Origin of the sequence: Alloalcanivorax xenomutans (assembly GCF_900217905.1) — a bacterium.
Lineage (GTDB): Bacteria > Pseudomonadota > Gammaproteobacteria > Pseudomonadales > Alcanivoracaceae > Alloalcanivorax > Alloalcanivorax xenomutans.
The window spans coordinates 74,101-90,676 of record NZ_OBMO01000020.1 but is presented as its reverse complement, the minus strand read 5'-3'; the positions used below and the strand labels follow the sequence as shown (position 1 = coordinate 90,676).

Here is a 16,576-nt window from a genome sequence, read left to right as displayed (position 1 = left end):
TGGAAATGATCCGCAACCCCTACAAGGAGCCTCATCATGTCTCTGCATCAACAGCGTTGCGAGGCCTGCCGTGCCGATGCTCCCCTGATCAGCGACCAGGAGGCCGATACCCTGGCCGAGGAAATTCCGGACTGGAAGCGCATCGAGGAAGACGGCGAGGAACGCTTGCAACGCCAATACTCATTCCACGACTTCAATGACGCCCTGGCGTTCACCAACCAGGTGGGCGCCATGGCCGAGGAAGAGGGTCATCATCCTGCCCTGCTCACCGAGTACGGCAAGGTGACGGTGACCTGGTGGACCCACAAGATCCACGGTCTGCATCGCAATGACTTCATCTGCGCGGCGAAGACCGACCAACTTTATCTGAGAGCCGGTTAATGAGCCTGAGCGAAGAACAACGGGAACAGATCCAAACCCACGCCGGCCGTGCCTTTCCGTTCGTGGAAAGGTGCGGAGTGGAAACTCTGGAAGTGGACCGGGGCTATTGCCGGATGAGAATGCCGCTGGCCCCGAACCACAACCATGTGGGCACCATGTACGCCGGAGCGCTCTACACCCTGGCGGAACTGCCCGGCGGCGTGATCTACATGACCAGTTTCGATACCTCCCGTTTCTATCCCATCGTCAAGGACATGCAGATCCGTTTCCGGCGCCCGGCCACCACCGATATCGAAGTGGAGGTCCGGATCAGCGAGGAAGAAGTCCAGCGAGTTCAGGCCGAAGCCGAGGCCAACGGCAAATGCGACTTCGCCTGGGACACCGAACTCAAGGACAGCCACGGCGAGGTGGTGGCCACCACCCGGAATCTTTACCAGCTGCGGCGGATTGGTCAGTAAGTGGAACGGAGGCCAGAGTCAGGTCGCTACGAAGCCGCAGTGGGAAGAGGCCCGGGCGGCGCTCCGCTTGGCCGCGAATGCTCCCGGGCCATTGCGATTCGCTTGCAAGCAGGCTTCCCACGGCCGCTTCGTAGGTAGCTTGCGGTTGATTCAAAGCGGACGGTATCAGAGCTCGAGGAGAGTCGGCCCTCGGAAGCCCCGCGGGGGTTTTCCTTATGCACAAACAGGAGTAAGGTAACAATTGCATGACGCCGTTACCGCATCCAAACGGTCGACATGTGTTCCTTGTTTTTGCTGTTTTTTCCAGTTTTAACGGCCCTTTATGGGCCGTTTTTCTTGGCGCCCAACTCCACCACCGCTTCGATGAAGACCCGGGCGTGTTCCGGGTCCACGTGGGGAGTAATACCGTGCCCCAGGTTAAAGATGTGCCCCGGATGGTCGCCGAAATCGTCCAGGATACGCTTCACTTCGGCACGGATGGCAGCCGGCTCGGCGTACAGCACCGCCGGATCCATGTTGCCTTGCAGAGCCACCCGCTCGCCGACCCGGCGGCGGGCGTCGCCGATGTTCACGGTCCAGTCCAGCCCCAAGGCATCGCAACCGGTATCCGCCATGGCTTCCAGCCACAGGCCGCCGTTCTTGGTGAACAGGATCACCGGCACCTTGCGGCCTTCGTGGTCGCGGATCAGGCCGTCGACGATGCGCTGCATGTAGGCCAGGGAAAACTCCCGATAGGCCTCGGCGGACAGGGTCCCTCCCCAGGTATCGAAAATCTGCACCGCCTGGGCACCGTGACGAATCTGGGCATTAAGGTAATCGGTCACCGACAGGGCCAGTTTTTCCAGCAGGGCGTGGGCCACCACCGGCTGGCTGTAGATCATCGCCTTGAGGTGGCGGAAGTCCTTGCTGGAACCGCCTTCCACCATATAGGTGGCGAGCGTCCAGGGGCTGCCGGAGAACCCGATCAGCGGCACCCGCCCGTTGAGCGCGCCACGAATGGTGGAAACCGCGCGCATGACGTAATCCAGGTCGCTCTCCGCGTTCGGCACCGGCAGCGCCGCCACGTCCTGCTCGGTACGCACGGTCTTGTGGAATTTCGGGCCTTCACCGGTTTCGAAATAGAGGCCCAGCCCCATCGCGTCCGGCACGGTGAGAATGTCGGAAAACAGGATCGCCGCGTCCAGCGGATAGCGCTCCAGCGGTTGCAGCGTCACCTCACAGGCCAGCTCGGCGTTACGGCACAAATCCATGAACGACCCGGCGGTCTCCCGGCTGGCGCGGTATTCCGGCAGATAGCGCCCGGCCTGGCGCATCATCCAGATCGGGGTACGGTCCACGGGTTCACGGGCCAGCGCGCGGAGGAAGCGATCGTTTTGGAGCGGGGCGTGGGTCATCGGGATTCCTAATCATCCTGGCCGGACGCCCGACGCCTGACGCCGGACGCTCCAACCCGTCTCTGACAGCATTGCGGCTCCGCAAAGAACCTCTGCGGAGCCGCAACATTTTGGGTACTGCTTGTTGTAAAGCGTCTGGCTTCCGGCGTCCAGCGTCACGCGTTCTTACACATCCAGGTAATCAAGGATGCCCTTGGCCGCTTCCCGGCCTTCCCAGATGGCGGTCACCACCAGGTCGGAGCCGCGCACCATGTCGCCGCCGGCGAAGATCTTCTCGTTGCTGGTCTGGAACGGGAACGCTTGTTGTTCCGCCGCCAGCACGCGGCCGGAGTCATCCAGGTCAATACGCTGGGGCTCGAACCAGTCCGCCGGGCTGGGGCGGAAGCCGAAGGCAATGATCACCGCGTCGGCCGGCAGCACTTCCTCACTGCCCGGGATCGGCTCGGGGCGGCGGCGGCCGTTGTTGTCCGGCTCACCCAGCTTGGTCTCCACCACTTTCACGCCAACCACCTTGCCGTTTTCGCCGACCACTTCGATGGGCTGACGGTTGAACAGGAACTGCACGCCTTCTTCCTTGGCGTTGGCCACCTCACGGCGGGAGCCTGGCATATTCTCTTCATCGCGGCGGTAAGCACAAACCACGCTGTCCGCGCCCTGGCGGATGGAGGTGCGGTTACAGTCCATGGCGGTGTCACCGCCACCGAGCACTACCACGCGCTTGCCGCTGACATCGATGAAATCGGCGGGATCTTTCTCGAACCCGAGGTTACGGTTGGCGTTGGCGATCAGGAACGGCAGCGCCTCATGCACACCGTCCAGATCCTCACCGGGGAACCCGCCCTTCATGTAGGTGTAGGTCCCCATGCCCATGAACACGGCGTCGAACTCTTCCAGCAGTTCATCGATGGTGACGTCGGTGCCGACTTCGGTATTGAGACGGAATTCGATGCCCATGCCTTCGAACACTTCACGGCGCTTGGCCATCACTGGCTTCTCGAGTTTGAACTCGGGAATACCGAAGGTCAGCAGGCCGCCGATTTCCGGGTAGCGGTCGAACACCACCGCTTTGACGCCATTGCGTACCAGCACGTCGGCACAGCCGATACCCGCCGGGCCGGCGCCGATCACGGCGACTTTCTTGTCGGTCCACACCACCTTGGACATATCCGGGCGCCAACCCATGGCCAGAGCGGTATCGGTGATGTACTTCTCGGTGGCGCCGATGGTGACCGCGCCGAAGCCATCGTTCAGAGTACAGGCGCCCTCACAAAGACGGTCCTGCGGGCACACACGGCCACAGACTTCCGGCAGGGAGTTGGTCTGGTGACACAGCTCCACCGCTTCCATCAGATTCCCTTCGCTGATCAGTTTCAGCCAGTTGGGAATGTAGTTGTGTACCGGGCATTTCCATTCGCAGTACGGGTTACCGCAGTGCAGGCAACGATGGGCCTGGTGCTCCACTTCCCGGGTTTCGAACGGGTAGTAGATTTCCTCGTACTTGTGCTTGCGCAGCTCGATGTCTTTTTTCTTCGGATCGTGCCGCGGGACATCGAGAAACTGGAAGTTATTGCTTAAACGTTCAGCCATGTCGCTCTCTCGTTATGCCGGGTTCGCACGCGTGCTCTTGAGCAGGTCTTCCAGGCTTGCCGCCTTGGGTTTGACCAGCCAGAACTTGCGGCTCATGGCATCGAAATTGTCCAGGATCTCCCGGCCCCACTCGCTGCCGGTTTCGTCCACGTATTCCTCGATCACATGACGCAGATGAGCGCGATGGGATTCAGTGGACTCGGAACTGATCCGATGCAGTTCAATCAATTCCGGGTTGATGCGGTCGAAGAAGTCATTGTCCTGATCCAGCACGAAGGCGAAGCCCCCGGTCATGCCGGCACCGAAGTTGTGGCCGGTATGGCCCAGCACGGTGACACAGCCGCCGGTCATGTATTCGCAGCAGTGATCACCGGCACCTTCCACCACGGCGTGGGAGCCGGAGTTACGCACCCCGAAACGCTCGCCGGCGGTGCCGGCGGCGAACAGCTTGCCGCCGGTGGCGCCATACAGGCAGGTGTTACCGATGATGGCGGTGTCCTGGGTCTTGAACGGGCTGCCCTTGGGCGGGCGGATCACCAGTTTGCCACCGGCCATGCCTTTGCCAACGTAGTCGTTGGCATCACCTTCCAGGTACATGTGCAGACCACCGGCGTTGAACACACCGAAGCTCTGACCGGCGGTGCCGGTGAAGCGCACCCGGATCGGCGCGCTTTCCATGCCCAGGTTACCGTGGTGTTTGGCGATTTCACCGGAGACGGTGGCGCCCACGGAACGGTCACAGTTGGTGATGGTGTAGTGGAAGGAGCCGCCGCTTTTGCTTTCCACGGCGGTACGCATTTCTTCCACCATTTTGGCATTGAGTACGCCCTTGTCGAACGGCTCATTGCGCTGCACCTGGCAATGGGTGGGCTTGTCCGCCGGCACATGATCGTTGCGCAGAATCGGCGTCAGATCCAGGCGTTTCTGTTTCTCGGTCAGGCCGTCGATGCGCTCCAGCAGATCAGTGCGGCCGATCAGCTCCGGCAGGCTCTTGATGCCGAGCGCCGCCAGCAGTTCACGCACTTCACGGGCAACGAAAGTGAAGTAGTTCATCAGCATTTCCGGCGCGCCGATGAAATGCTCCTTGCGCAGGTCGTCGCGTTGGGTGGCCACGCCGGTGGCGCAGTTGTTCAGGTGACAGATGCGCAGGTACTTACAGCCGAGCACCACCATCGGCATGGTGCCGAAGCCGAACGACTCGGCGCCGAGGATGGCCGCCTTGATCACATCCAGGCCGGTCTTCAAACCGCCATCGGTTTGCAGGCGGATCTTCTGACGCAGGTCGTTGGCACGCAGCGCCTGGTGCGCTTCCGCCAGTCCCAGCTCCCAGGGCGAGCCGGCGTAACGGATGGAGGTCAGCGGGCTGGCCGCGGTACCGCCATCGTAACCGGAGATGGTGATCAGATCGGCATAGGCCTTGGCCACGCCGGAGGCCACCGTGCCGACGCCGGGCTCGGACACCAGTTTCACCGACACCTGAGCCTGCGGATTGACCTGCTTGAGGTCGAAGATCAGCTGGGCCAGATCCTCAATGGAATAGATATCGTGGTGCGGCGGCGGCGAGATCAGAGTCACGCCGGGCACGGAGTGACGCAGCCGGGCGATCAACGCATTGACCTTACCCCCTGGCAACTGGCCGCCTTCACCAGGCTTGGCGCCCTGGGCCACCTTGATTTGCAGCACTTCGGCGTTGACCAGGTAATGCGGGGTCACACCGAACCGCCCGGAAGCGATCTGCTTGATCTTGGACACCCGCTCGGTGCCGTAACGGGCCGGGTCCTCGCCGCCTTCACCGGAGTTGGAACGCCCGCCCAGACGGTTCATGGCGGTGGCGATGGCTTCGTGAGCTTCCGGACTGAGCGCGCCCAGCGACATACCGGCGGAGTCGAAACGCGGCAAAATGGTTTCGATCGGCTCCACTTCCTCCAGCGGCACCGGTGTCACATCGGTACGCACCTTCAACAGATCACGCAGAGTCGCCACCGGGCGATCATTGACCAGCTCGGCGAATTCCTTGTACGCCTGGTAATCGCCGTTCTGCACGGCACGGTGGATAGCGTGCACCACATCCGGATTGTAGGCGTGGTATTCCTTGCCGTGGATGTACTTGAGCACACCGCCGGCATCAATCGGCTTACGCTGTTTCCAGGCGTCGGCGGCGATGGTTTTCTGGTCGCTCTCGAAGTCCTCGAAGGTAGCCCCTTCGATGCGGCTCTGCACGCCCCGGAAGCACAAATCCACCACGTCGCTGGCAATACCCACGGCTTCGAACAGTTGAGCGCCACGGTAGGAGGTGATGGTGGAAATCCCCATCTTGGAGAGGATCTTCATCAACCCCTTGTTGATGCCTTTGCGGAAATTCTTCTGCAGTTCCACCACGTCGCCCAGCAGTTCGCCGCGCTTGACCATATCGGCCAGGATATCCTCGGCCAGGTAGGGGAACACCGCGGTGGCACCGAAACCGAAGAGAACGGCGAAGTGGTGGGCGTCACGGGCGGTGGCGGTCTCGACAATGATGTTGGCATCACTGCGCAAGCCGCATCCGGTCAGGTGGTGATGCACCGCGCCACAGGCCATCAACGCATGAATTGTCAGCGTATCCGGGCTGATGCCGTTGTCGGAAAGCACCAACAGGACGACACCGTCACGCACCGCTTGCTCGGCTTTTTCACACAGAGCATGGACCGCCGCCCGCAGCCCCAGGGCCGGGTCATAGTGCAGGCTCAACCGCTCGGAGCGGTAGCCCGGCCGGTCGATGTCCAGCAGGTTGTGATACTTGGCGTAGGACAGCACCGGCGTGGAAAGGATGGCCCGGTCCGCATGGTCAGCGGTTTCCTCGAACACATTGCGCTCGGCGCCAATACAGGTTTCCAGGCTCATCACAATCGCTTCACGCAGCGGATCGATGGGCGGGTTGGTCACCTGCGCGAACTGTTGCCGGAAGTAGTCATACAGCGGGCGCTGGCGCTGGCTCAGCACGGCCATGGGCGTGTCGTCGCCCATCGAGCCGGTGGCCTCCTGGCCCGCCTCGGCCAGCGGACGCAGCACCTGGTCACGCTCCTCGAAACTGACCTGGAAGAATTTCTGGTAGCTGAGCAGCTCTTCCGGTTTTATGTCATCGATGTGTTTGGTGCCAGGAAGGTAATCGGCCTCGATACGAAGCGCGTTCTCCCTGAGCCATTGGCGATAGGGGTGGCGCACTTTCAGACGATTGTCGATATCCTCGGTCTGCAGCAGCTCGCCCTTCTCGATATCCACGGCCAGAATCCGGCCGGGTCCGACGCGGCCTTTGGCCACCACGTCCTCGGGCTGATAGCTGTACACGCCGATCTCGGAGGACAACGTGATGAAACCGTTCTTGGTGATCACCCAGCGGGCCGGACGCAGGCCGTTGCGGTCCAGCATGCAGACGGCGTAGCGGCCGTCGGTCATGACCAGCCCGGCGGGGCCGTCCCAGGGCTCCATGTGCATGGAGTTGTATTCGTAGAAGGCACGCAGATCCGCATCCATGGTTTCCACGTTCTGCCAGGCCGGCGGCACCATCATGCGCGCGGCGCGGAACAGGTCCATGCCACCGGAGAGCAGCACTTCCAGCATGTTGTCCATGCTGGAGGAGTCGGAGCCTTCACGGTTAACCAGCGGGCTGAGCTCGGCCAGATCGGGCAGCAGTTCGTTCTCGAACTTGTTCTCACGGGCCAGGGCCCAGTTGCGGTTGCCCTGAATGGTGTTGATCTCGCCGTTGTGAGCCAGGTAACGGAACGGCTGAGCCAGCGGCCACTGCGGTGAGGTGTTGGTGGAGAACCGCTGGTGGAACACCACGATGGCGGTTTCCATGGACTCATCACCGAGGTCCGGGAAGAACGCCGGCAGATCCACCGGCATCATCAACCCCTTGTAGGACACCGTGGTGGCCGATAGTGAGCAGACGTAGAAATAGCCGTCTTTCGGAATACGCTTCTCGGCGAGACGGCGAGCGAAGAACAGACGGCGGTTGAGCGCCACCTCGGACTCCTCGTCACCGGCCACCAGCACCTGGTGGAAGCCCGGCAGCGAGCGCAGCGCCAGTTCACCGAGACAGGAAGCGTCGGTGGGCACTTCACGCCAGCCCAGCACCTTCAGGCCCTGAGCTTCCAACTCGGCGTCGATCACCGCTTTCTGGGCGGCCGCCTGATCGGCTTCCGGATGGGTGAACACCATCCCGACGCCGTAGATGTCCGGCAGTTCGATGCCCTGTTTCCCGGCCTGCGCCCGGAAGAAGGAGTCGGGTTTTTTCAGCAACAGCCCGCATCCGTCACCGGTTTTTCCATCGGCGTTGATCCCGCCCCGGTGAGTCATGCAGGTGAGTGCTTCAATAGCGGTTTGCAGAAGCTCGTGACTGGCCTGCCCCTCCATGTGGGCGATCAGGCCAAAGCCACAGTTGTCCCGGAATTCTCCGGGCTCATAGAGCCCCTGCACCAGCGTTGAGTTCTGCTGCATCAAAACCTATTCCTCTTGAAATTCAGAGACTTACAGAAGGCGGAACTGGCGCCGGAAAAACGACGACGGCAAAAAAGGGATGAACATTCTACACATTGAGGGGGTAGCCGACAAACACCACCGCACAGAGCCGATCCCGGCCCCGAAGGCGCCGGAGCCCGCGGGCCCCGGCGGATTATGTCATTGCAGTTCTTTTCGTATCGACGCCATGCTGCGCGGGAAAGGTCCCGCTTTACGCAGTTGCTCGGGCAGGCCGGCACGGGCCTGCACCGCCGCGTCGCGGCTGGCGTAAGGGCCGGCCAGCACCACATATACCGTCTCCTCACCCCTGCGGGCAGGGTAGTAGGCGCCCTTGCGGTCCAATACGTCAAGTACGCTGTGGGCTCCGTCCTCGCGACCGGTGGCGGTCACTTGCAGGAACCACTCGCTGTCCGGGCGGGACGCCAGCCAGCCATCATGGTGATAGCCGTCATTGCTGGCCGCCGGGCGCGGCTTGGGAGCGGGTTTGGAAGCAGCGGCTGGCGCGGCGCCCGCGTCCGGCTCGCTGACCGGATCCGCGGTCCGCGGCGCCTCCTGGTTCTGGCGCGGCTCGCCCGGCGGCTCTTCCTTGCTCTTGAATTCCCTGGCGTTATCCGCGTAGGACGCCAAGGCCTCACGGGTGCGCTCGGGGTCACGGATCGCCGGCAACGACGGCGACTCATTGGATGCCGGAGCAGTCTCCTCGGCCGGTTCCTCCGGGGTGGCCGGCGGCTTGGGCAGGTCCAGGGCCACGGATTGCGATGGCCGCGGTTCGTCATCGCCGCCGCTGGCCAGCCACAACACCAGGACCACCAGCACCAGCGCGCCCACCGCCAGCACGTGACGCCAGGGCAATGGCCGCCGAGCAGCATTAGTGCCGTCGGCGAGCGGCGCCGAAGCCACGTCGCCGCGCTCATCCAGCAACGCCAACAGCGAACCGGGCTGCCCTTCACTCCGCGCCAGCAGGCTTTCCGCCTCGTCATCACTCAGGGTAACGCCATAGACTTCATCGGCAAACGCCACCACCTCTGCTTCATCCAGAGGCGGCAGGCCAAGGGTGTCCGCCACCGCCAGGCCAGCATTGGCGACCCGCCCGGCGGCACCGGGATAGCCGCCGAACAAATAGGCCAGACGGCCTCCGAGCTTTTCCTTCAACGCCGCCATGGTCGCCAGGGCCGCCTCATCGGCGCGGTCGGCGTTGTCCACCACGATGACCAGCCGGGTGTCCGCCAACGCTTGCTTGAGAGCGTCCGCCAGCCCTTCGCGATCCACGCCGAAGTGGGTCAGCATGGCTTCCACCGGCGCGTTGGCGTCCAGCTCATCGTCGCCGTCCAGGCGGATCACCTCGAAATCATCCACCAGGGCCATGCACACCATGCCCAACAGGGTGGATACCCCACTGCCATGCTCGCCTTCCAGCACCACGGTGCTGCCTTCGTGAGCGTAGCCGTTCAGCGCGTCGAGCAGATCGCCCCGTTCCGCGCCTTCGTAAAAGTACTCGTCATCCCTTATCACAAAAGGCCTCAAGCGTTCGCGTCAGTGCATTGGGGTCGTATTCCCCTGTGACCAGAGCCTCGCCGATTCGTTTCAGCAATACCAGGCGCAGGCGTCCATTACGGACTTTCTTGTCCAGGGCCATCAAATCGGAGAAATCCGCCGTCGTCATCCCCTCGGGGGCCGTTACCGGCAGCCCCCAGGGCGACAGACTGCCGGCCACCCGGGCCACATCGTCATTGCTGAGCCAGCCCAGCTCCCGGGACATGCGGGCCGCCATCACCATGCCCGCGGCCACCGCCTCACCGTGCAGCCACTGGCGATAACCGGTAAAGGTTTCCATGGCATGGCCGAAAGTATGCCCCAGATTGAGCAGAGCGCGGTTGCCCTGTTCGGTTTCATCGGCGGCCACCACCTCCGCCTTGTTGCGGCAACTGCGCAGGATCGCCTCGGTAAGGGCGGCATCATCACGCCGCTGCAGATCGGAACGGTGCTGTTCCAGCCAGTCGAAGAATCGCGGATCCCGAATCAGACCGTACTTGATCACTTCCGCCATGCCCGCGGCGAACTCCCGCTCCGGCAAGGTATCCAGCACACGAATATCGATAATCACCGAACGGGGCTGATGAAAGGCGCCGATCATGTTCTTGCCACGGGGGTGATTCACCGCGGTCTTTCCGCCCACCGAGGAATCCACCTGAGCCAGCAGTGTGGTCGGCACCTGAATGAAATCCACGCCGCGCTGGAAACATGCGGCGGCGAAGCCCACCATGTCCCCGACCACGCCACCGCCCAGGGCGACCAGGGTGGTGGTGCGCGAGTGCCGCTTCTCCATCAGCGCGTCAAAGATACGCTCCAGGGTCGCCAGGGTCTTGTACTGCTCACCATCCGGCAGGATCACGGTGTCGCATTGCAGATCGCCGAGAGACGCGGTGACCCGCTCAAGATACCGGGGCGCGATGGTTTCGTTGGTCACCACCATGACCTGATTGCCACGGATGCGCTCGCGGATCAACGAAGTGGACAACAGATCGGGGCCGATGTGGATCGGGTAACTGCGTTCGGCCAGTGCCACGTCAAGCGTCTGCATAGTGTCTCCGGACAGGGAAGGGAGCGCCGGAGCCGTCCGGCGTTGAAGCATTATCGGATGGGGAAATCGGCCAGACAACCGAGGATCTGATCGGATACCTTTTTCAGGTTGCTGGAAGCGGTGGAAACCACGTGGTGCGCCACTTCCCGGTAGAGCGGGTCGCGCTGCTCGAACAACCTGGCGAGACGGGCCTTGGGATTGCCGGTCTGCAACAGGGGGCGGTTGCGGTCGTTACGGGTACGGGCCAGTTGCACTTCCACTGGCGTCCATAGATAGACCACGCAGCCGCGATCGTGCAGGTGGCGCCGATTCTCTTCGGCCATCACCGCGCCGCCTCCGGTGGCCAGCACGATGCCGGGCAGCGCGCTCAGCTCGTCGATGACCTCGCTTTCACGTCGACGAAAACCTTCCTCCCCTTCCACATCGAAGATCCATGGGATATCGGCACCGGTCTTCTCCTCGATAACGCGGTCCGAGTCATAGAAAGGGCGATCCAATAACTGTGCCAGGTGGCGCCCCAGGGTGCTTTTACCTGCCCCCATGGGGCCCACCAAAAAAAGAGAGGGAGTATTTTCTCTATCGTTCACCGACGGGCCATTGTCTCTTTTACCAAGCGTGGCGTGATGAATATCAGCAATTCCTGCTTGCTGTCACGCTTCACTTTCTTGCGGAACAGGGCTCCCAACCAGGGAATATCACCCAGGAAGGGGGTTTTGATCAGGGAGTTTATCTGTTCCTGCTGGAAAATGCCGCCCAAAACCACGGTTTCGCCGTCATTCACCAACACCGTGGTCTCAACCCGGTTGGTGCTGATGGTGGGGTTGTCCAGATCAGAGCCCAGGGCATCGTTGTTGACCTTGAGCTGCATGATCACGTCCCCTTCCGGAGTCACCTGCGGCGTCACTTCCAAGCGCAATTCCGCCTCGATGAACTCCACCGCGGTGGCGCCGGAGGAGGTGGCCACGTTGAACGGGATCTGCTGACCGGAGGCGATCACCGCCGGCTGCTGATCCGCGGTGAGCACCTTGGGCGTGGCCACCAGTTCCCCCCTCCCCTCGGATTCCAGCGCCGACAGCTCCAGCTCGATCAGTCCGGAGCTCAGAGAGGTAAAACCAATGGCGAAACGGGTGGCATCGGCGGAATCCACTCCCATGTCGACGATCATGTCATTATTGGTGTCCTCGTCGAATTCCTCCATTTCCCCCAGGGAGCCGTCGTCATCACGGTCAACGTTGGCGTAATGCAGCTCCCGCAAGGAGGTGAGGCGGCCGGAAATCGCCATGGAACGGCCATCATTGGCGAGAGAATTGCCGTCGTAACCGAGACCGCCCCAACGAACCCCGAACTCATCGGACAGATCGGTGGTGGCCACCACCACCCGCGCCTCGATCAGCACCTGCTGGACCGGAATGTCCAATTGCTGGATCAGATCACGAATCTCCTGCAGCTTGGCCACGGTGTCCTGGATGATCAGGGTATTGGTGCGCTGGTCCACGGATACCGAACCGCGCTCGCTGATCAGCGCGGTGGCGCCGCTTTCCCCGGTAATCAGCGTCTTCAGTTCCTCCGCGCGAGCGTAATTGATGCTGATGAACTCCGTGCGCAGCGGCGCCAGTGAGGCGATCTTCTTCTGGCTTTCCAGCTCCAGCTGTTCGCGCGCGGCGATCTCGTCCGCCGGCGCCACCAGCAGCACATTGCCCACCTTGCGTTTATCCAGCCCCTTGGTCTTGAGAATCAGGTCCAGAGCCTGATCCCAGGGCACGCTCTGCAGCCGCAAAGTAATCTTGCCCGTCACCGTATCGGAAGCCACCAGGTTCAGCTCAGTGAAATCGGCGATCAACTGCAGCACCGAACGCACCTCGATGTCCTGGAAGTTCAGTGACAGCTTTTCACCGGTGTACTTGAAGGACTCACGCTTCTTGCGTTCCGCTTCGCCGCGGGTCAGCGGCTTGATATTGATGCTGAACTCGTTGTCCGCCTGATAGGCCAGATATTCCCAGGTGCCAGTGGGTTCGATGGTGATCACCGTGCTGCCGTCATCGCTGCGGGTTTCCACATACTGTACCGGCGTGGCGAAATCGGTGACGTCGAGACGGCGCACCAGTTCATTGCCAACCCCGGCGCCCACGAAGCGCGCCTGGATACGGCCGCCTTCTTCCTTCACGTCCACCGGAATGGACGGTTTCGACAGTGTCACCACGACACGGCCTTCGCCGTCACTGCCGCGGCGAAAATCGATGTTGCGAATGCTCTCCTGCACGCCCCGCGGCGGCGCGGCGGCGGCTTCCTGATCCGCCCTGGCCGGATCACCGGCCGGCGCGCGATCGCGGCCGAGCACCACCACCAGCTCCTGCCCTTCCACTTCGGTGCTGTAACCGGTCAGTTGATCCAGATTGAAGATCAGCCGGGTGCGATTCTTCGCCTCCACCACGGTGACACTGCGGGCATTGCCGGTGCCCAGATTGTGTTGGCGGGTTTTCAGGGCGCTGTCCGCGCCCACCAGGTCGAGAGCGATGCGGGCCGGGCGTTCGATGCTGTAGCCCTTCACCTCCGGCGCGGCGCCATCAAAGCGCACTCTCACTTCCATGCCGTCCCCCGGCAGCATGTTGGCATCGAGGGCGGTAATGGTGGCCGCCGACGCCAGCGAGGCGGTGCAGCAAGCCAGCAGCGCCAGCACCCGGATTCCCCAGCGCCGGGGAGCGAATCGGTTTTTTATTGCATTGCAGATCTTCATAACAGGCTTCCCCAGCAACATTATTCGGCGATGGAAACGGCGCGGGACCGCTCCACCCAGCCGTCGTGGCCGTCAGGCACGATTTCCACCAACGACACTTCGTTATCGCGAACGGCCACCACCCGGCCGAAATTTTTCCCCAAGTAACTGCCCACCCGGACCCGGGTCACGGCCCCGGCGGGATCCTCCATCAATGCCTCCAGCGCCTTGCCGGGTTTGGTAATGGTGCCCACCATGCGCAGCGCATCCAGACTGAAACGCTCCAGGTATTCCCGTGGACGGCTCATATCCGGCTCGACCTTGCGCCCTTCCGGCACCTTCACCAGTTCCTGCTCCACCGGCGGCGAAAACGGCGGCCGCAGCTTGTGCGCGCCGTAGGTAAAGGTGGCAATGGGCTTGAACTCCGGCGGCGGCTCGATGCGTCCGCGTGGCCGGGCTTTGATTTCCTCGAGACGGGCATCCAACTGGCCGATATCGGCGCCGGCGGTGCAACCCCCGAGAGACAATAGCGCCGCCAGCAGACACGGTGCGGCGGCTAAATTACGCGCTTTCATGATTCCCCCCTTACGCGCTAGGAACGGCCGTTCCTGCTTGTCTTTTTACCGGCCACCTTCTTGCCCCCGTCATCGTCGCCGTCGCTGGCGGCGTAGCGATAGGTCTTGGCGGTGATCGCCAGATTCAGCAAGCCGCCACTCTCCTCCTTGCTGCCCGGCTCCACCTTGAAATCGTGCAAGGTGACGATCCGCGGCAGCGCCGACACGCCGGAGACAAACGCCCCGAATCCGTGGTAATCCCCGGTCACCCGGATATCAATGGGCAATTCCGCGTAGAACTCCTTCTGCACTTCATCCTTGAGCTCGATCACCTCGAACTCGAGACCGCTGCTCAAGCCGGTATGGGTAATGTCCTCCAGCAAACCGGGCACCTCGGTGTCGCGCGGCAGCTGGTTTTTCAGGGTATCGAAGTTCTCTTCCAGCTCGACCAGCTGCTGCCGGTACTGCTCCAGATTGTGGGCGCTGAACGCCTTCTTTTCGAAGCTGGTGAGCAGGCTTCGCTCCTCCCGCTCCAGACGCTCGTGCTGGGCTTTCAGATCCTTGATCGACAGCAGATACCCCAACAGCAGCACGGCCGCGAACACCAGCACGGCGGCACCGATCTTGATCGGCAGCGGCCAGCCGCCAATGTTCTCGAAATCCAGACTGTTGATTTCGTCGATCAGCTCACGAACGTCGAGATTCTTCAGGTCAGAGGCTTTCATCGTTATTCTCCCCCTCATCCCCCTCACGATCCGGGCGCCCCTGCTTCACGGTCAGGGTGAACTGGTTCGCCTGCTGACTGCCTTCCAGGGCGGTGACGTTGATCAGGTTGGGCTCGACGAACCAGTCGGAGCCGTCCAGATTCCGCATCAGCCGCGATACCCGGTTGTTGGATTCGGCCACGCCTTTGATGGTGAAGACGTTACCGGTGCGCTCCACCGAGCTGTAGTAGACGCCGTCCGGCAAGGTGCGGACCAGTTGATCAAAAACGTAGACGATGGTGGGCCGGTTGCCTTGCAATTCCTGGATCACCTTCATCCGCGCCACCAGTTCCGCGCGACGTGTCTCCAGTTCCTTGATTTCCTTGATCTGTTCATCGAGCTTGGCGATTTCGGCCTGGATATGACTGTTGCGGGTCTGCTGATCGGCAATGCGATCCTCCATCATCCCTTTCCACATCCAGAACAGCAGGCCCGCCAGCAAGGCGGCGAAAATCAGCAAGGCGACGAATTCCTGCTGGCGCTGTTTGCGGCGCGCCTCCCGCCAGGGAAGCAGGTTAATGCTGGTGCTCATAGTTCAAAGCTCCTCAGCGCCAGGCCGCAGGCGATCATCATCGCCGGGGCGTCGTTGGCCAGGGCCCGGACATTGACCTTGCCGGCCTTGCTCATACCGGCGAAGGGATCGGCCAGGGAACACCCGGCACCCACCTTGTCCTGGATCAGCGCCGGCAATCCGGTGATGGAAGCCGAACCGCCAGCCAGCAGGATGTAATCCACCTGATTGAACTGGGTGGATCCATAGAAGAACTGCAGGGACCGGTTGATCTGCTGGACGATGGCGTCCTTGAACGGCTGCAGCACCTCGCTCTCATAGTCCTCCGGCAATTCACCGGTTTTCTTCGCCAGCCCGGCCTCCTCCATGGAGATGCCGTAACGGCGCTGAATTTCCTCGGTGAGCTGCTTGCCGCCGAACAGTTGCTCGCGGGTATAGACGCTGCGCCCCTGATGGAACACATTGAGAGTGGTCATGGTGGCGCCGATATCGAACACCGCCACCGTTTCCAGTTCATCGGCGTTGGGCAGGGTCGGCGCCACCAGTTGGAAGGCCCGCTCCATGGCGTAGGCCTCCACGTCCACCACCTTGGCCTGAAGGTTACCGATCTCCAGAGCATCGGCGCGCATCTCCACATTTTCCGTGCGCGACGCCACCACCAAAACTTCCACCCGGTCGGGCGTATCCTCGGTGGCGCCGAGCACCTGAAAATCCATGCGCACTTCATCCAGCGGGAATGGAATGTACTGGTCCGCCTCCACCCGCAATTGCGTTTCCATATCGTCCTCGCTGAGCGAGGCGTCCATTTCGATCACCTTGGTGATGGTGGCCGAGCCCGGCACCGCCACGGCAGCGGCCTTGACCCCGGGACGGGCCCGGGCGACCACCCGGGCGATCACGTCCCCGACCCCTTCCACATCAGTGATGTTTTTTTCCACCACGGTATTGGCCGTGAGCGGCTCGACGGCGTAGCTCTCGACCTTGAAGCGCCCCCCGGACCTGGATAGCTCCAGCAGCTTCACGGCGGTGGAACTGATATCGACCCCCAGCATGGCTTGGGCCTTTTTTCTTAGAAAAGGCAGCACAGTCTTTCGCCCCAAGAGAGTAGATTGGAAGTACTTTTTTACCCAGAAAAA

Annotated in this window: 13 protein-coding genes; 2 read left to right on the top strand and 11 right to left on the bottom strand. The window is 62.1% G+C overall.

Annotation, left to right across the window (positions count from 1 at the left end):
- Positions 1-36: 36 nt before the first annotated feature.
- Together CRO06_RS15945 and CRO06_RS15940 are read left to right on the top strand one after the other, a co-directional pair.
- Positions 37-381 (top strand): 4a-hydroxytetrahydrobiopterin dehydratase, encoded by a 345-nt coding sequence (locus CRO06_RS15945; protein WP_014996274.1) that lies wholly within the window; start codon positions 37-39, stop codon positions 379-381.
- A complete protein-coding gene (locus CRO06_RS15940) occupies positions 381-839 on the top strand; it encodes a YiiD C-terminal domain-containing protein (RefSeq protein WP_097058852.1) in 459 nt (152 codons plus the stop codon). Before CRO06_RS15945 ends, CRO06_RS15940 begins: the two co-directional genes overlap by 1 nt.
- 320 nt (positions 840-1,159) lie before the next feature.
- Here CRO06_RS15940 and hemE read toward each other — a convergent pair whose 3' ends face one another.
- From hemE to CRO06_RS15885, 11 genes are all read right to left on the bottom strand, one after another.
- The gene (gene hemE, locus CRO06_RS15935; protein WP_097058851.1) at positions 1,160-2,233 is read right to left on the bottom strand and encodes a uroporphyrinogen decarboxylase; all 1,074 of its coding nucleotides are present in this window, start codon (positions 2,231-2,233) and stop codon (positions 1,160-1,162) included.
- Positions 2,234-2,398: 165 nt separating this feature from the next.
- On the bottom strand, positions 2,399-3,820 hold the full coding sequence (locus tag CRO06_RS15930; protein ID WP_097058850.1) for an FAD-dependent oxidoreductase: 1,422 nt from the start codon (positions 3,818-3,820) through the stop codon (positions 2,399-2,401).
- A gap of 12 nt (positions 3,821-3,832) precedes the next feature.
- Positions 3,833-8,296 (bottom strand): glutamate synthase large subunit, encoded by a 4,464-nt coding sequence (gene gltB / locus CRO06_RS15925; protein WP_097058849.1) that lies wholly within the window; start codon positions 8,294-8,296, stop codon positions 3,833-3,835.
- Positions 8,297-8,476: 180 nt separating this feature from the next.
- Complete coding sequence (locus CRO06_RS15920) at positions 8,477-9,829, bottom strand: SPOR domain-containing protein (protein ID WP_097058848.1); 1,353 nt, start codon at positions 9,827-9,829, stop codon at positions 8,477-8,479.
- The gene (aroB, locus tag CRO06_RS15915) at positions 9,816-10,898 is read right to left on the bottom strand and encodes a 3-dehydroquinate synthase (RefSeq protein ID WP_055099542.1); all 1,083 of its coding nucleotides are present in this window, start codon (positions 10,896-10,898) and stop codon (positions 9,816-9,818) included. The genes CRO06_RS15920 and aroB overlap by 14 nt, the downstream gene beginning before the upstream one ends.
- 50 nt (positions 10,899-10,948) lie before the next feature.
- Complete coding sequence (aroK, locus tag CRO06_RS15910; protein ID WP_026948240.1) at positions 10,949-11,485, bottom strand: shikimate kinase AroK; 537 nt, start codon at positions 11,483-11,485, stop codon at positions 10,949-10,951.
- Entirely contained in the window at positions 11,482-13,632 is a 2,151-nt protein-coding gene (locus CRO06_RS15905) for a type IV pilus secretin PilQ (RefSeq protein ID WP_022995173.1), read from the bottom strand. Before CRO06_RS15905 ends, aroK begins: the two co-directional genes overlap by 4 nt.
- 20 nt (positions 13,633-13,652) lie before the next feature.
- Entirely contained in the window at positions 13,653-14,186 is a 534-nt protein-coding gene (locus tag CRO06_RS15900; RefSeq protein WP_022995172.1) for a pilus assembly protein PilP, read from the bottom strand.
- 17 nt (positions 14,187-14,203) lie between these two features.
- Positions 14,204-14,890, bottom strand: a complete 687-nt coding sequence (locus CRO06_RS15895) for a type IV pilus inner membrane component PilO (protein ID WP_022995171.1) — start codon at positions 14,888-14,890, stop codon at positions 14,204-14,206.
- Positions 14,877-15,461, bottom strand: a complete 585-nt coding sequence (locus tag CRO06_RS15890) for a PilN domain-containing protein (RefSeq protein WP_022995170.1) — start codon at positions 15,459-15,461, stop codon at positions 14,877-14,879. The genes CRO06_RS15895 and CRO06_RS15890 overlap by 14 nt, the downstream gene beginning before the upstream one ends.
- Entirely contained in the window at positions 15,458-16,525 is a 1,068-nt protein-coding gene (locus CRO06_RS15885) for a pilus assembly protein PilM (RefSeq protein ID WP_026948241.1), read from the bottom strand. Before CRO06_RS15885 ends, CRO06_RS15890 begins: the two co-directional genes overlap by 4 nt.
- Positions 16,526-16,576: the final 51 nt, after the last annotated feature.

Excerpts from the sequence above, each read along its gene's own strand:
- CRO06_RS15945 (WP_014996274.1), top strand. The coding sequence starts at position 37 with ATGTCTCTGCATCAACAGCGTTGCGAGGCCTGCCGTGCCGATGCTCCC.
- CRO06_RS15940 (WP_097058852.1), top strand. The coding sequence starts at position 381 with ATGAGCCTGAGCGAAGAACAACGGGAACAGATCCAAACCCACGCCGGC.
- hemE (WP_097058851.1), bottom strand. The coding sequence starts at position 2,233 with ATGACCCACGCCCCGCTCCAAAACGATCGCTTCCTCCGCGCGCTGGCC.
- CRO06_RS15930 (WP_097058850.1), bottom strand. The coding sequence starts at position 3,820 with ATGGCTGAACGTTTAAGCAATAACTTCCAGTTTCTCGATGTCCCGCGG.
- gltB (WP_097058849.1), bottom strand. The coding sequence starts at position 8,296 with ATGCAGCAGAACTCAACGCTGGTGCAGGGGCTCTATGAGCCCGGAGAA.
- aroB (WP_055099542.1), bottom strand. The coding sequence starts at position 10,898 with ATGCAGACGCTTGACGTGGCACTGGCCGAACGCAGTTACCCGATCCAC.
- CRO06_RS15905 (WP_022995173.1), bottom strand. The coding sequence starts at position 13,632 with ATGAAGATCTGCAATGCAATAAAAAACCGATTCGCTCCCCGGCGCTGG.
- CRO06_RS15900 (WP_022995172.1), bottom strand. The coding sequence starts at position 14,186 with ATGAAAGCGCGTAATTTAGCCGCCGCACCGTGTCTGCTGGCGGCGCTA.
- CRO06_RS15895 (WP_022995171.1), bottom strand. The coding sequence starts at position 14,890 with ATGAAAGCCTCTGACCTGAAGAATCTCGACGTTCGTGAGCTGATCGAC.
- CRO06_RS15890 (WP_022995170.1), bottom strand. The coding sequence starts at position 15,461 with ATGAGCACCAGCATTAACCTGCTTCCCTGGCGGGAGGCGCGCCGCAAA.